Annotated in this window: 14 protein-coding genes and 1 CRISPR repeat array; of the genes, 7 read left to right on the plus strand and 7 right to left on the minus strand. The window is 69.4% G+C overall.

Annotation, left to right across the window (positions count from 1 at the left end; genetic code table 11):
* Positions 1–19: 19 nt before the first annotated feature.
* Positions 20–817, minus strand: coding sequence for a 2-keto-4-pentenoate hydratase (locus tag ACH4F2_RS28935; RefSeq protein ID WP_398135696.1), 798 nt, complete (start codon positions 815–817; stop codon positions 20–22).
* Between the two features lie 208 nt (positions 818–1025).
* Between ACH4F2_RS28935 and ACH4F2_RS28940 the strand changes: the two genes are divergently transcribed.
* Positions 1026–2399: a hypothetical protein gene (locus ACH4F2_RS28940; protein ID WP_398135697.1), complete on the plus strand. Its 1374-nt coding sequence runs from the start codon at positions 1026–1028 to the stop codon at positions 2397–2399.
* A gap of 2 nt (positions 2400–2401) precedes the next feature.
* On the opposite strand, the gene ACH4F2_RS28945 is transcribed toward ACH4F2_RS28940, so the two are convergent.
* Both ACH4F2_RS28945 and ACH4F2_RS28950 read right to left on the minus strand, forming a co-directional pair.
* Complete coding sequence (locus tag ACH4F2_RS28945; RefSeq protein ID WP_398135743.1) at positions 2402–3085, minus strand: NUDIX hydrolase; 684 nt, start codon at positions 3083–3085, stop codon at positions 2402–2404.
* 1006 nt (positions 3086–4091) lie between these two features.
* Positions 4092–4496 carry a hypothetical protein gene (locus ACH4F2_RS28950; protein WP_398135698.1) on the minus strand — a complete coding sequence of 135 codons (405 nt, stop codon included), beginning with the start codon at positions 4494–4496 and terminating at the stop codon, positions 4092–4094.
* A gap of 598 nt (positions 4497–5094) precedes the next feature.
* On the opposite strand from ACH4F2_RS28950, the gene ACH4F2_RS28955 reads away from it, so the two are divergent.
* Positions 5095–5448: a hypothetical protein gene (locus ACH4F2_RS28955; protein ID WP_327315755.1), complete on the plus strand. Its 354-nt coding sequence runs from the start codon at positions 5095–5097 to the stop codon at positions 5446–5448.
* Positions 5449–6126: 678 nt separating this feature from the next.
* On the opposite strand, the gene ACH4F2_RS28960 is transcribed toward ACH4F2_RS28955, so the two are convergent.
* Positions 6127–6666 (minus strand): GNAT family N-acetyltransferase, encoded by a 540-nt coding sequence (locus ACH4F2_RS28960; RefSeq protein WP_398135699.1) that lies wholly within the window; start codon positions 6664–6666, stop codon positions 6127–6129.
* Positions 6663–7967 carry an XRE family transcriptional regulator gene (locus ACH4F2_RS28965; RefSeq protein WP_398135700.1) on the minus strand — a complete coding sequence of 435 codons (1305 nt, stop codon included), beginning with the start codon at positions 7965–7967 and terminating at the stop codon, positions 6663–6665. The genes ACH4F2_RS28960 and ACH4F2_RS28965 overlap by 4 nt, the downstream gene beginning before the upstream one ends.
* Before the next feature lie 225 nt (positions 7968–8192).
* On the opposite strand from ACH4F2_RS28965, the gene ACH4F2_RS28970 reads away from it, so the two are divergent.
* The 3 genes from ACH4F2_RS28970 to ACH4F2_RS28980 all read left to right on the plus strand — a co-directional run bounded on the left by ACH4F2_RS28970 (position 8193) and on the right by ACH4F2_RS28980 (position 10706).
* Positions 8193–8762: a hypothetical protein gene (locus ACH4F2_RS28970; RefSeq protein WP_398135701.1), complete on the plus strand. Its 570-nt coding sequence runs from the start codon at positions 8193–8195 to the stop codon at positions 8760–8762.
* A complete protein-coding gene (locus ACH4F2_RS28975; RefSeq protein WP_398135702.1) occupies positions 8759–9172 on the plus strand; it encodes an ATP-binding protein in 414 nt (137 codons plus the stop codon). The genes ACH4F2_RS28970 and ACH4F2_RS28975 overlap by 4 nt, the downstream gene beginning before the upstream one ends.
* A gap of 400 nt (positions 9173–9572) precedes the next feature.
* Positions 9573–10706 (plus strand): hypothetical protein, encoded by a 1134-nt coding sequence (locus ACH4F2_RS28980; protein ID WP_398135703.1) that lies wholly within the window; start codon positions 9573–9575, stop codon positions 10704–10706.
* A 256-nt stretch (positions 10707–10962) separates the two neighbouring features.
* Positions 10963–11356: a CRISPR direct-repeat array (repeat unit 29 nt; unit sequence CTGCTCCCCGCACCCGCGGGGATGGTCCC).
* A 354-nt stretch (positions 11357–11710) separates the two neighbouring features.
* Here ACH4F2_RS28980 and ACH4F2_RS28985 read toward each other — a convergent pair.
* Together ACH4F2_RS28985 and ACH4F2_RS28990 are read right to left on the minus strand one after the other, a co-directional pair.
* A complete protein-coding gene (locus tag ACH4F2_RS28985) occupies positions 11711–12097 on the minus strand; it encodes a toxin Doc (protein ID WP_398135704.1) in 387 nt (128 codons plus the stop codon).
* A gap of 3 nt (positions 12098–12100) precedes the next feature.
* On the minus strand, positions 12101–12340 hold the full coding sequence (locus ACH4F2_RS28990; protein WP_398135705.1) for an antitoxin MazE7: 240 nt from the start codon (positions 12338–12340) through the stop codon (positions 12101–12103).
* A gap of 299 nt (positions 12341–12639) precedes the next feature.
* Between ACH4F2_RS28990 and ACH4F2_RS28995 the strand changes: the two genes are divergently transcribed.
* The gene (locus tag ACH4F2_RS28995; protein ID WP_398135706.1) at positions 12640–13182 is read left to right on the plus strand and encodes an MOSC domain-containing protein; all 543 of its coding nucleotides are present in this window, start codon (positions 12640–12642) and stop codon (positions 13180–13182) included.
* Positions 13183–13419: 237 nt separating this feature from the next.
* Entirely contained in the window at positions 13420–13839 is a 420-nt protein-coding gene (locus ACH4F2_RS29000; protein ID WP_398135707.1) for a DUF5959 family protein, read from the plus strand.
* The last annotated feature ends 197 nt before the right edge of the window (positions 13840–14036 follow it).

Consider the following 14036-nt stretch of genomic DNA (forward strand, 5'->3'; position numbering starts at 1 on the left):
ATGAGGGGTGCGCCGACGGCTAGCGCACGTGCAACTCGACCGGCGGCAGCCGCAGCCGCAGCGAGTGGGCGCGTACCGTGCTCCGGGCTTCCAGAGGGAGGCTGGCGTGCACGGCCCCGGCCAGGACCAGATGCCCGGCACGCAGGCTGTCGCCGGAGCGGTGGAGCCGTCCGGCGAGCCATGCCAGGGCGCGGAGCGGGTCGCCGAGGACGGCGCAGCCGGCCCCGGTCGCGATGGCGGCGCCGTCGACGCTGACGACCAGCTGCTCGGCGGCCAGGTCCATGTCCGCGCTGAGCGGCACCATGGGCCCGGTGACGACGCGCGCGCATGACGCGTTGTCGGCGATGCTGTCCGCGACCGTGAGGCACCACGTGGTGAACCGGGTGTCGATCACCTCCAGGGCGAGGAACACTTCCTCCACCGCCGCCCGTGCCTCGTCGACGCCCACGTCCGGGCCCGCCAGGTCGCGGCCGAGCCGGAAGGCGATCTCGGCCTCCACCCGCGGCTGCATCAGCACAGACCGGGCCAGGGTGCTGCCGGTGGGCAGCACCCTGTCGTCCAGCAGAACGCCCGAGTCCGGCTCGTCGACGCCCATCTGCTCCTGCATGGCCCGAGAGGTCACCCCGGCCTTGTGGCCGACGACGCGGGCACCGTCCGCGATCCGCCGGGCCGCCGCCGCCTTCTGTACCCGGTAGGCAGTTTCCAACGGCAGCCCCGGCCGTCGGACGCTCAGCGCGTCGATCGGCACCTGCTCGTACTCCGCCGTCAGCAGAGCCGAGGCCGTAGCGGAAATCCAGCGGTCATCCTGCTCGTCCATGACGATCCCTCCTCGGAGCCTGGGGCATCACATGCGGTTGGCGGGCAGCACATGCGGTTCGCGGACGTGGGTACCGGAGCAGATCCGCGGCAGTACCGGTGCCGGCCGCCGGGCTCGGGCCTGATGAAGAGTCAACCGGCCGACTCGTGGCAGCGGTACGGTGATGGGCGGGCCAAGCGGTATATCGCGTATATCGGGGCAGGTGCTCATGACCGCGCGCACACCGAACATCCAGCTCAGCGCAGTCGTCGCCGAATCCGGCCTCACCTACGAGGCGCTGGCCAAGGCAGTCTGCGCGGTCGCCGCCGAATGCGGCGACCGCTTACGCACGAACAAGTCCAACGTCGAACACTGGCTCAGCGGATCCGTGCCCCGAGGCGACACACCCCGCTATCTCGCGGTCGCACTCTCCCGGCGCCTCGGCCGCCTCCTGACCCCCGTCGACCTCGGCCTGCCCTCCCCGGCAGAAGCCGAGAATGACACCATCGGACTGTCCCTCGGGAGTGACCCGCTGGACGCCCTGCTGCCGATGTGGAGGTACGAATTGGACCGCCGCCGCTTCCTGACGGCCTCCGTCTACTCCGCAGCAGCCGCAGCCCTGCCCCTCCACCACCTCCAGGACATCGCCTCCCGCACCACCGCCGCCCGCGCCGGCCACACTGTCGGCATGGCAGAAGTCGCCGCCGTCCGCGACATGATCGACGCGTTCTCCGAGATGGACGAGCGCCACGGCGGACAACACGGCCGCAGCGCCCTGGTCACCTACCTCCGCGACGACGTCGCCCCGCTGTGCCGGGCCCGCTTCCGTACCGACGAAGTCCGCCGGCAGATGCTCTCCGCCGCCGGCCGAGGCGTACACCTCCTGGGCTGGAAGAGCTACGACGCAGGTCAACAGGGCCTCGCCCAGCGCTACTACCTCCAGTCCTACGCCCTGGCCGCCGAATCCGGCCTGCGCGGGCACGACGGATTCGTGATGCGCACGATGGCCATGCAGGGCCTCAGGCTCCACCGCCCCGAGCACTGCCTGGCCCTGGCCGAGACCGGCCTGAACCGGGCCAAGGGACGGGTGGACGCCCAGACCGAAGCACTCTTCCGCGTCGTCCACGCCCACACCCTGGCCAAGAGCGGCAAACACCGTGCTGCCCTTGCCGAGGCCGAACGAGCCCGCACCCTGCTGACCGGTGCCCCCGGCGACGAGGTGCCGTTCTGGGCACTGGCCTGGGGCCCACCGGCCGCGTCGGTGTACTCCCGCACCGCCAAGGTCCACGAGACCCTGGGAGACCACCGGACCGCCGCCGAGCAGTACGCGCTGGCCGCCACGGCCCGCCCGGCCGACACCTACGCGCGTATCGTCGCCCTGGACCTGGTCGCGGGCGCGGAGATGCACCTCAAGCGCGGCAGCATCGAGCAGGCGTGCTCCACCTGGCACCGGGCCATCGACCACATGGGCGGTGTCCGCTCCGTCCGCACCCGAAAGGCCGTCTCCCGCATGCGCAGCGACCTCGCACGCTTCCGGGCCCGCGGCCTGCGGTGCGTGGCCGAACTCGACGAACGGGGACGCGACCTCCTCGCCGGTGCCTGACCTCAGCGGCACCCGGCAAAGCGGCGGACGAGCGGCTCCAGGTAGTCAGCGTGCGGACCGGCCAGACCGGCCAGTTCGTCCGGTGAGCGCACCAGGGCGATGCCGTCGAGTTCGGGCTCGCGGCCCTGGGCGCGCTCGGCCGCCGCAACAGCGGCGAAGTCCGCGCGCAGCGATGCCTCGGGAAGGGCCGGGGCGAGGTAGGTCAGGCCGACACTGCCGTTCTCGCCGCGGGTGACGACCCACAGCCGCAGATCCTCGGCGGCCGTGCCGATCCCCACCTCCTCGCCGAGCTCTCGAGCGGCCTGACCCGCCAGTGCCGACTCGTCCAGCACCGCCCCGCCCTGGGGAGGCTCCACAGACCCCCCGGGCAGCTGCCAGCGGCCCGGGGCGGCCGTCCAGGGCGACATCCTCGCCGCCAGCACACGGCCGTCGTCCGTCGGCTGGACGACGTTCACGAACAACGAGGGCAGCGCGGTGGCGCCGGGAACGCGACGCAGGGCGTAATGCCGGTAGGTCACACGCACCCATGACAGACGCAGACTCCGCTGGCCCACGCGCTCCAGCCCCCCGCACGCCACCACAGGCCCGTCGAAGAGGGTGGGGTTCGCCCGGACCGCCATGTCCCACACCCGGTCCCGGGCTTCAGCGTCCTTCGGCGCCAGCGGCGGCTCCGCGGCTTCGGCCATCAGGAGCCGTTCCACCTCGAAGAGGTCAGTGCCCACGGGGGGCAGTGTCTCGGTCACCGGCTCATCGTAGAACTCACTCCAGACTTGACCGCCGACTTCACGTACACGCGGTTCCGCGAGCGCCTTGCCCGGGGGCCACGTTCTGTCCGTGACGAGATGTCTCACGCCTCGAGCCTGGCACTCTGCCTGCCTGCCCGGGACGCGGTCGCCAGGACGGACTACGTCGTTGGCAGACGCAGCGGGCGCAGCATTCGGCGTCGGCGAACGAGCCGAGCTATGCGTCACCTCGTGCCCTGTTTGCCGGAATCTGCAAAAGTCACTGAGAACACGTCTCTACGGCCATAGACTCGCAGGTCAAACAGGCTGCTCCCCGTACCCGCGGGGGTGGTCCCGCCGTCACCGACCTCGCCATGGCTGAAACGACCACCGTGGTGCGGATCGCTTCGGCTCATGTAGGGTCTTCTTGCGTTATCGCAAGGGGGAGGAAGCCTTCGAGGGTGACCTGAGCAGGCGTGGAAACCGAAGGGTCCCCTGCGCAGACTTCTTTCCCCGATTACTCATCTCTGAATGTTTGGTAGAGAATGCACGCGTTCCTGCAGACTCTGCTTATTGGCGCGCAAGTGCAATTGCCTGCCAAGCCAGTACGGCGTGAACCAGAACACACATCCCCCACGCTTTGAAGTCACGCGCTCCGTGACGGAAAACCGTCACCCATCCGGCCGTTATGAGAATCACGGACAGGATGCAGAGGGCCCACGCCAGGGCAAGCCATGGCGTGGAGAGTTCTGTAAGAAGCCTGATCGCGGTAAGTGGCGCAAGCGTCAGCAGAGGCAGAGCCCATGTGCCTTCGGTGGCCGTACGGGAAGACTGCGTATGGGTCATGGGGTGCTCCGTGTTTCCGTTTGCGGTGCGCAGACAGCCAACCGGGTCTGCCCAGGTAGTCTGGGCAGACCCGACTGCTGTCACTCAGTCAGGGGACGCAATCACTTCGGTCCCCTGAACTCCGTCAGTGCAGGGCGTTGTAGATTTCGAGAAGCGTCAGCCCGGGAGAGATCGCAGCGAGGGGCGCCCTCACCCACCAGGACAGGCCGTCGTACCACTTCTTGAAGTCGCTGAACTTGCCGCCGATGGCCTTGGCGAAGCCGCCGACCTTACTGAAAGCGGCCTTGATTGCGTCCCACTTGCTGGCGGCCGAGACCTCGCCGCTGGCGATCTTGGTCATCTCGGTCCGCTCGGCAGCCGAAAGGCTGACCGCGAACGGGCTCGCCAGCAGGGCGCGCGCAGCCTGCTGGGCCTCGGCCTGCTGCGTGACCGACACAGCCTGGGGTGCGGCCACCGGAGCCTGGGACGCTTGCGCCAGGCCGGCAGCCCCGCCAAGGGCTATGGCAGTGGTGGCCGAAACGGCTGCCATGCGCAGAGTATTACGGTTCATTCGTGTTACCCCTCACGTTGTCGCAAGGGGGAGGAAGCCCACAGGAAGACCCGAACAGGCGTGGAACCGAAAGGCCCCGGATTTCTTTCCCCCATTACATGAAGCTTGTCGATCCCACTGGTCAAAGAAGGAACCAACGTGTTGACGTCTCAACTTTCGGGCGCCCAACAACGTGCACGCTACCCCCCCTGTCGATCACTTGACCATGGTGTAGCTGGCCAGTGAATGGCGAATATCAGTCACATTCCTATGGCCTGCGTATTCGTAGGCCGAAGCGCGCCGACCTTGGCTTGAACCTACATCTTAGCTGTCGCACCGGAAGCCATTTCTCCCCCTCTTCCTGCGGGGAAGCCGTAATGGTGTACAGAGATCAAGTGCAAACCAACACTCTTGCATCACCCCAGGTCAGGCAGGGGATTCCCGCGCCCTCCGCTGTGGCCTGGTGCATGGCAGCGTGAGCGCGACGGCTCAGACCCTGGAACGTTATAGGTACGCAGGGCAGCGGGGGCCCTCCATGCTGGGGGTGCACGTGTCACGAAGTGAGCACGGACGCTCGTACTGAAACGGGGAGTTACATATGACGGCTGTAAGGCGCCTTGCTGCTGTGACGGGGAGCGTCGTCCTGGCTGTGAGCGGTCTGACCGCGCTGACCACCACGTCGGCCACTGCGGCAGGCAGCTGCTTGAAAGCCCAGACGAAGGAAGTCACTGGCGCAAAGATCACGTACAGCAGGTGCTTCAACGGCGACGGTGAAACCCTGGTTCGAGGAACCCTCTACGACACCAACAAGAACGACAGGAAGGCAGCCTACGCCGAGATCAAGATTGGATCCTGGAAATCGCCGACGCTAGGAACGCCTAGCAGTGAAACCTACTCCACCGGGTGGCACAAGTCTGGCACGGTCAGCGCCGCCGTTTGGGCTGCCGGGTAAGCGCTTCTAAGTATGGAAGGGGCTGACTATTCAAGGTCAGCCCCTTCCGTCGTTGGTTACGCGGCTTCGTCGCTCACCCACGTAATCCGTACCCGCTCGGGCCAGGGCGGCAGTAGCGGTTCGATCCGTGCCCACAAGTCGTCGTCCACGATCCACGGCTGAGTCATCACACGACGCGAACGGTCGAATTATCACATCGGTCACGCCCGACCAGGACACGTCAGCAAGATCCTGTTACGAGTTCGTAGGGGGTGCATGAGCGATAATCAGCTCACGATCAAGCTGGGGAGTGACGAGGCACTGGTTCTGGCGCACTGGCTGGAGAAGCTCCAGATGACGGACCTCAGCCGTGTTTGGACGATCCGGCGGTCTGGGCGCCGATCCATCCGATCGCCGGAACGCTGGACAAGGCGCTTGAGCTGTTCGCGCCTGACTATGACCAGCGGCTTCGGCCGGAGAACTGGTCGAGCGGTCTGGACTCCCTCGGACTTTGTGTTCGGGGTCGCCTTCTTCCCGCTGCTCCCCGCACTCGCGGGGATGTGCTCGAGACAGCAACGTAGGCAAGGGCTGTCGCAGCCTTCTGTGCGGCTACTGCGACGTCGACGCCGTAGTGAGGTGGGGCATGTTGCTGCGGGCGGTGCGGTCGGCCCCGGTTCTGTAGCGTGGCTGCCGGGCCGGTCAGCGGATGGGGCGGATCATCACCGTGAGCAGAGGGGACGCCGGTGACGGCTGGCTGTGCCCGATGTCCTCGTAGCCCCACGTCCTGTAGAGGGCGTGGACCTTTCCGTCCCCGGCCGCCGGGTTGACCATGAGCGTGACGTACCGCTCGCTGCGCGCGAGGAGCAGTGCGCCATGGATGCGCCGGGCTGTCCCCGTCCCGCGCCAGGCGGGACGCACCCCGATCTCCTTCAGGGCGACGGCCGGCTGCGCGGTGTACGCCTCGGCCGGCGGCGGGGTGGTCCGCTGCCAGTACCGGTCTCCGTGCTCGATCGTGTTCGCGTAGGCGTAGCCGACCGGCTGGTCGTCGGCATACGCGAGGACGGCGAGGAACCCGGGCTCGCAGCCGTGCCGGTCCAGGCGTTCCCCGAACGCGGTCACCGCGTAGTTGGGCAGGTGGAGCAGCGGGGCGCGTACCTCGGCGTAGACGTCGAGGAGGTCGCCGCGGGCGGCGTCGAGGTCGGTGAACTGGCGAAGCTCGATGGTGGGGGCCGTGGTCATGCGCGGGTCCTCCAGGCGGCGGTGTGCTCGTTCCAGGTCTGCACGGCCGGGCTGCCGGGCGCGGTGGCGCGCAGGGCGGCTCCGAACTCCTGCAGCATGCGGGATACCCGGGCGTGCTGGGTAGCGGCACTGGCCGGAACCGTCATCGCCGCGGCGGTGGCGGCGTCGGCGTCGCCCTGGGCGAGCTGGGCGTGCGCGAGGCGGGTCGTGGTGATCGCCCGGGAGCGGGCCATGTGGGGGCGCAGGCCGGCCAGGCAGCGGTGGGCGTGGAACTCGGCTGTCGGGTAGTCACCGAGCGCCAGGTGCGCGGACAGCGCGAGGGCATCCAGCTCGGCCTGGTCGTAGAAGGCGAGCATCCACACGGGCCGGTGGTCGGCCGGGTCCGCGCGTTCCATGGCGTCCTGTGCCTGCTCGAACGTCCGGCGGGTGCCGTTGCGGTCCTGGGCGGCGCCGTGGATGGCCGCCTGCCGGGCGAGCCCGAGGGACGCGAACATGGGGTCCCGGCGGGTGATGTGGAGGTTGCGGGCGACATCGTTGGCGGCCAGGGCGTCCGCGGGGCGTCCCATGTGCCGGTACATGCTGCCGGCGTGACTCCAGATGCGGAACTTGATCGCGGAGTCACCGGACATCTCGGCGAGGGCCTGCGCCTCGCGCATGTGCTTCTGGGCGTCGGCGTAGCGGCGGCCGTCGATGGCCGCCCACATCGCGGAGGAGCGGAAGGAGGCAGCGCAGGCATACAGGCTGTTGCGTACGCGCTGGGTGGCGCTGCCGGAGTTCTGGAGGTTCAGCGCCTCGTCGGCGAGGGCGGCGGCGCGTTGCTCGATGCCTAGTTGCCCGCCGTGGCGGTGGTCGCTGGCGATGATCTCGGAGAACCGCTGCTGCAGGCGGTCGACGTCGCCCATGCCGATACGGCGAGGAGACGGGCCCGGAGCGGCGGCCGCGGCTGGAGTGCTGGGGGCGGCTGCGACGGCTGCGGCAGCGGCGATGCCGCCGACGAGGGTACGGCGCTTCATGTCGGGGTCCTCCTGCTGTGGAGCGGGCGCGGCCGGGGCCCGGCCCCGTGGCACGAACCCTAGAGCGGTGGCGGGGAGACCGGTGACGTCTTCAAGCGCCTTGCGGGTCGCGGCGTTGGGCCATCGGACACGCCCGGATTTCCAGCCGCGCACGGACGACCCGTCATGACCGCCGGGGCGTCCGGTCAGGCGCTCCACGGCCGTGTTCACCGCTTCGGCCAGGCTGTTGGAGCTATGGCCGTGCTCCGCCATCCACGCCGCCAAGGCCACGTTCCGCGGGGGGTTCATGTACGCACCGTAGCGCCGCGGAATCAGACCGTCAGGTAAACGAGTGGTCGAATCCCCCTAGGGGGCTGCATGTGACGAGTGCCGGATCGCCCTAAGCGGTCAGCCGGGCGAGGGGGTTGTCTGGTCATCGGTGGCCCGTTCGCGGGCCCTGGTGCGAGCCCGGCTCGGCCCTGCGTGAGGGCCGGCGCGCGGGCGCCCCAACTCTCCAAGAGGCAAGGCGTAACGATGTCCAGAGCAACCACGCAGAAGACCGATCAGAGCAAGACGACCCTGGCCGCCTCCGGCCCTCCGGCCGGACAGGCCGTCATGTGCGCCGAGCGGCACCTGGCAGCGGAGGCGTGGCTCCTGGCCGCGGCCCCCCGCACGAACCAGTTCAGGCGGGAGTGGAACGAGGGCGGGGCGGCCTTCCCGCGCTGCAGGGACCTGTCCACGGCACTCCGCGTCCCGGCCGCCGTGGTCTTCGCCGCCGCCGGTACTGGCGACCCGCACGCCACGAGTGGCTTCCCGACCGAGGAGGTCGAGGAAGAGCCGGTCATCGCCCACCACGGAGCCACGCCGTTCTCCTTCCTCATGCCCGCCCGCACCGGCCGCCGGCCCGCTCCCGCGCCGGGGCCCGACCACCTGGCCGCGCGGACCTGGCTCGGGGCGCCGACCCTCCGGGCCACCTGCCCTCAGGGCGCGCAGTCCTGCCGTCCCGTACCGATGACCGGCATCGCGGAGCTGTGCAACGGGGGCCTGGTCGCGCGTCTCGTGCAGCGCGGCCACCACAGCCTGGGCGGAGGCGGGGACCGGTGACTTCCAGAATCCTGCGTGCTGCTGACGGCAGGGAAGTACGCGCCGAGACACTGCCCCGCAGGGCGGAGTCGGCGGCGACCGGCCGGCGCATCGTGCGCGCGACGCTCCAGGACTGGGCACTCGGCGACCTGGTGGACGCGGCGGAACTGGTGGTCACCGAGCTGCTCGCCAACGCCGCCCAGCACGCGCGGTGCGACAGCGTGCGCCTGACCGTCCGGCGCACCGAGGACGACGGCGTGCACGTCGCCGTGACGGACCGGAGCCACCAGGTGCCGGTACTGCGTCTGCCGGGCCCGGCCGCACAGGCGGGCCGGGGACTCGCCATCGTGGACCGCCTGGCCGAGCGGTGGGGACACGATCCGCTGCCGTGGGGGAAACGCGTGTGGGCAGAGCTGAAAGGCCCGTCTTGATCACACCCCGCACCCAGGCGGTGGCCTGCACGGTGACCTGCGCTGCGCTCGTGACCGTGCTGCTGCTCGCCACCCGCCACTGACTCCCGCCCCGGCCGGCGTGCGTCCGGACCGGAGGCTGGTACCCGGATCCCGCCGTTCCCGTGGCGGAGCCGACCCGGCTGGGGTGGGGTGCGGCTCGGTCGGCCGGCTCTTGGGGGAGCTCGGCGCCCGGCATGCGGGTGACTGGTGCGGAATTCCGCGCGCTTCACCGGGGGCGAGCCCGTACCGTTCCTGTCCTGCCTCAGCTGGATTGCTTCGAGGAACGGCAGTCGGAGGCGTCCCGTTCCAAGCTGCGCGCCGCCTACCAGGCAGTGCCCGGTGCTCCGTTGTAACCGTCTCCGTCCGGGAGGAACTGGCCATGAGCACTCACGCCGTACGCCTGGAGAGCGCCGGCGCGGCCGTGACCGTCGTCTCCGCCGAGCAGGCCGTCACCGACTGGTGCGCCCGCTACTTCGGCACCTGGTGGAAGGCCGCCGAGGCCGACCCCGCGAGCCTCTGCGCCGGACCGCTGGTCACGGCCTGCGTGGACACTCGCGAGTACGACGACATCGCCTCGGCCGTGACGCAGTCCCCGCACACCAGCACCACGTACGCGCGGGCCCGACTGCTCCTCGCGACGGACGCGTCCGGGGGAGTGGTCCGGGCCGTGTCGCCGGAGGGCGCGCTCGCCTACCGCTCGGAGCCGGGGATGCCGCGGCTGGACGTCGTCGGCCGCCGCACCGAGGACGTCGCCACGGCGACCGCCCGCCTGGCCCGGGAGATGGTGCGGGGCCTGCTGCTACGGGACGGCTGGTCCGTTCTGCACGCCTCGGCCGTCGTCCAGGACGGGCGCGCGGTCCTGACCTTCGGCGGCAAGGGCGCGGGCAAGACGACGACCGCTCTCGCCCTGGCCTCCCGCCACGGTCTCGGCCTGCTCGCCAACGACCGCGTGTTCGTCCGGCCGGGCGAGCGGGGCGGCGTGGACGTCCTGCCCTGGCCGTCGGCTGCGGCCGTCGGCCTCGGCCTGCTGGAGGCGCTGGGCTGGTTCGAGACCGCCAGGGAGCGCATGGAGGCAGGCGAGGCGCTGCACCCGACACAGGACGAGCGAGTCACGGAGGCTCTGCTGGCCGGAGACCGCACACCGTTGTGGGAGTGCGGCAAGGAGCTGAAAGCGCAGGTGCTCCCGGACCAGTTCACCAGTTGGTTCGGCGTCCCCCTGGCGACCGAGGGTGAGGCGGCGGCGCTGGTGTTCCCCAGGATCGAGGCCGGCGCGGCCCCGGCCGTCGAGGAGACCGGCCGCACGCTGGGCGAGGCGGACTTCATGAGCGGCAAGACAGAGGACCGCTACCCGGACGTGTTCGCGCTCCTCGGGGTCGACGGCGGCGGCACCGTGGCCGCCCGCGAGAACGTCGCCCAGCGCCTGGCGGAGCTGCCGCACCACTCGGTCGTCCTCGGTCACGACGTGGCCGCGAACGCCGACTTCCTGGCCAAGATCACCGGGCTCGCGGCGTAGCCGGCTTTCGCCTCGTCAGGTTCTGGCGCGCGCCGGCCGCCGGGTCCTGACGAGGCGGGAGCCGGCTGGACAGTCCGTACCGCCTGCGACACCGTCCATGACTGGGACCGCGACGCCGCGATCAATGCACTGGCGGAACGAGTTGCCCAGCCGCGGGAGTACATCGGATTGACACGACCCTATGTGTAGTTTGCCGGAATCTGCAAAAGTAACTGAAAACACGCCTCTTCGGCTATAAACTCGCAGGTCAAAGAGTCTGCTCCCCGCACCCGCGGGGATGGTCCCGCGGCGACCTGGTGCAGCTCCCGGCTGCCGTCCTGCTCCCCGCACCCGCGGGGATGGTCCCCTGTGGGCCCCGGCGGAAAGGCCGGGCCCATACTGCTCCCCGCACCCGCGGGGATGGTCCCGACTCCAGCACCTGGACCGCCGCCGACTTCGACTGCTCCCCCCGCACCCGCGGGGATGGTCCCTTCGACGCGACCGACATCTCATGCCTGTACGGCTGCTCCCCGCGCCTGCGGGGATGGTCCCGGCGGCTCCGAGCCCTTCAAGTGGATGGGCTGCTCCCTGCACTCGCGGGGATGGTCCCGGCTGGACGCCCGTGGAAATGGTCCCCAAGACGTGCTCCCCGAACCCGCGGGGATGGCCTCGCAGCAACTCGGACTACCTGCCCAAGGTCAAGTTGCCGGAGTGCGTCCGAGCCACGGGCGGCCTGGCCCAGGCGGCCCGCGACGGGTTGCTTCAGCACTGGGCGGAGCAGTGGCGACCCGACACCGTGTTGGCCTCGAAGGTGTTGCCTCGTGCAAGTCGATCCAGGGCCCGGCAGGGCGCCATGGTGAGGACGTGTCATCACCCGGTCGTGGTCAACATGATCCGCAGAGGCCAGGAGGCAGAGCTTGTGAAGGACATGTCCCGCGCGTCCTCGCCCGAAGCATCACGGCCGAGGGGGCTGACGTTGCTCGGCTTCGTCAACCAGCGGGATGGGTAAGCAGGCGACAGCGAGGTCAGGCCGTCGGCAGGCGCAGCGAGCGCAACCGTTCCGCGATGGCGAACGAGTCGAGGCGCAGGGCGGTGATGTCGGCGATCAGGTCCCGCCAGGCCTCGAACTTGGTGCTCACCCGTTCTCCGTGGATGCCGAGGTAGGCCACGGCCACGCCGAAGCCGTACAGTTCGTTGCGGGCGGGCAGCGGTCGGAGCACGACGCACTCCTCCAGCATCACGGCCGCGCGCCAGAAGGCGTCTGGGTGATGCTGGTCGTGGCGGGGCGGGTCGACCTTGTGCCGGGCGGCCAGGCCGGCGAACACGGAGTAGTCGTTGACCGCGAGATCGTCCAGCAGCTCAGCCTGGCGTTCCAGGAACCACCGGTAGTCGACGTAGTACTCGGCAGGCACAGGTCAGGCCGCCCGCGGGGCGTGCTGGGCCGGCGCCGGGCCGCCGTATTCGGCATCGAACGCGGCGACCGTCTCCGGGTCGCCGGTGACCCGCCGGAAGATCTCCGCGCCCTCGGCCAGCGCACGCTCGCGCCGCTTCTCCTCGGCCACCTGCGCGAGGTAGGCGTCCAGCGGCAGCCCCGCGGCGTCGGCCAGGGCCCGCAGTGCGTCCGCGGTGGTGTCGTCGATCTCGATGCCAGCCATGCGTCGAGTATGCCGCGTAGCACCATGGCCAGGCCAGTCACCTGGGGATATCGCCCTGACCTGTGGCTTCCCGACCGCTTCCATCAGTTCGATCAGTCGGGTGCCCCTTGGCGCTCGCGCGTAGCGGTGACGCTGCCCGGCTCCTTGATGCCAGCAGTGGAGACGCCCGAGGTCGTGAAGGTGCGGTCGGGCTGGCGAGCAGAGGCAAGGGATCTGCCGAATGCCCGGACACCCGTGCTGACGGCCAGGGTTAGGCTCGGGGCCGGACACGTTACCGACCGACGAGGGGGTTCCGAGGTATGAGCGGGAGAGTGACGGCGGTCAGCAGCAACGGGGAGTACTCGTTCACCAAGCCGAACCGGGACAGCGTCAGGCTGCTCGCCGGGCTCGGCGTGGAGGGGGACGTGCACGCCGGTGTGACGGTCAAACATCGCTCGCGCGTCGCGCAGGACCCCACCCAGCCGAATCTGCGCCAGGTCCATCTCATTCACGAAGAGCTCTTCGACGAGGTCGGCGACGAAGGGTACAAAGTGGCGCCCGGAGAACTCGGCGAGAACATCACCACGCGTGGCATCGACCTGCTCGGTCTGCCGGTCGGCACACTGCTGCGCGTCGGCGACTCCGCGGTCCTGGAAGTCACCGGCCTCCGCAATCCCTGCCTGCAGATCGACAACTTCCAGGACGGGCTGCTGAAGCAGGTCGTCGGCCGCGACGAGGCGGGGAACATCGTGCGCAAAGCCGGAATCATGAGCGTCGTGAAGGAGGGCGGTGTGGTGCGCCCCGGCGACGATGTCGCGATCGAACTTCCCAGCGGTCCGCACCGACCCTTGGACCGGGTCTGATCAGCTCGCCGGGGTTGATCAGTGTCCGAACCTGCCGACAAGCAGCCGTCGAGCGGAGAAGACCCCCTCTGGCTTCGTAGGTGGCAACGGAGAACGTTTATCGTGGAGTTTCGGCAGCAGAAGGTGATCAACTGGCTGCGGAATGTTGATGAGAATCAGTAACAGCCACCTCGGCGCCGTGTCTGTCAGCGGGCTCAGGAATGATGCTTCCGTTCGAGGCCGGTGGGAGGGGCTGTGGTGGAAGACGATCTGGGCGAGCTGATTTATCTGGCCGATCCGCCGGGGACGAGCGGTCACGTTGTCTCGCTGCGGGTGCTGGCGCTGCCGGCCCCAGGCGGGGATGTCCTGGACTGTGAGTTCGTCGTGGAGACCGAGACGGTCAAGGGCAGCTTCCCCGTCTATGTGACGTCCGATGACCTCGATGACTGGGAAGAAGCTCTGGGGGCGCTTGCGGGGAATCGGTTCGTGTCGTGGCTGAACTCGGGACGGACGGTGCAGTTCAAGATCAAGCCGGTGCGTCCCGGTGTGATCGCGGTATCAGTCCATGACGGTCCGTCGTCACAGGTGACGGTCAGCGTGCCTCTCTTTCCGGCGACTGGCTGGATCGATGATCAGCGTGCGCGTCTCGAAGAGGTGCGGCGGTTGTTCTCTGGCTGACCGTCCTGTGCGGTGCTGCTCGGCGTGTCATCGCAGACAGGGCCTCTCGTGCTGTGGTGCCTCGACGACACCACATGCCGCTACGGCACGTGCAACTGCACACCACCCGAACCCCTGACGGGCTATCGGGCGGTCCCTCACCATGGGCGTCCCGTCCCAGGACAGGCCCGGAATGGCGGGGAGATCCGTCGAGACTG

The organism is Streptomyces sp. NPDC017890 (genome assembly GCF_044328675.1).
Taxonomy (GTDB): domain Bacteria; phylum Actinomycetota; class Actinomycetes; order Streptomycetales; family Streptomycetaceae; genus Streptomyces.

What these genes read in the sequence shown, in the direction of transcription:
- ACH4F2_RS28990 (WP_398135705.1), bottom strand. Translation starts at nt 12,340, where the DNA reads ATGGCTGGCATCGAGATCGACGACACCACCGCGGACGCACTGCGGGCC.
- ACH4F2_RS28955 (WP_327315755.1), top strand. Translation starts at nt 5,095, where the DNA reads ATGACGGCTGTAAGGCGCCTTGCTGCTGTGACGGGGAGCGTCGTCCTG.
- ACH4F2_RS28995 (WP_398135706.1), top strand. Translation starts at nt 12,640, where the DNA reads ATGAGCGGGAGAGTGACGGCGGTCAGCAGCAACGGGGAGTACTCGTTC.
- ACH4F2_RS28940 (WP_398135697.1), top strand. Translation starts at nt 1,026, where the DNA reads ATGACCGCGCGCACACCGAACATCCAGCTCAGCGCAGTCGTCGCCGAA.
- ACH4F2_RS28945 (WP_398135743.1), bottom strand. Translation starts at nt 3,085, where the DNA reads ATGGCCGAAGCCGCGGAGCCGCCGCTGGCGCCGAAGGACGCTGAAGCC.
- ACH4F2_RS28980 (WP_398135703.1), top strand. Translation starts at nt 9,573, where the DNA reads ATGAGCACTCACGCCGTACGCCTGGAGAGCGCCGGCGCGGCCGTGACC.
- ACH4F2_RS28970 (WP_398135701.1), top strand. Translation starts at nt 8,193, where the DNA reads ATGTCCAGAGCAACCACGCAGAAGACCGATCAGAGCAAGACGACCCTG.
- ACH4F2_RS28935 (WP_398135696.1), bottom strand. Translation starts at nt 817, where the DNA reads ATGGACGAGCAGGATGACCGCTGGATTTCCGCTACGGCCTCGGCTCTG.
- ACH4F2_RS28960 (WP_398135699.1), bottom strand. Translation starts at nt 6,666, where the DNA reads ATGACCACGGCCCCCACCATCGAGCTTCGCCAGTTCACCGACCTCGAC.
- ACH4F2_RS28950 (WP_398135698.1), bottom strand. Translation starts at nt 4,496, where the DNA reads ATGGCAGCCGTTTCGGCCACCACTGCCATAGCCCTTGGCGGGGCTGCC.
- ACH4F2_RS28965 (WP_398135700.1), bottom strand. Translation starts at nt 7,967, where the DNA reads ATGAACCCCCCGCGGAACGTGGCCTTGGCGGCGTGGATGGCGGAGCAC.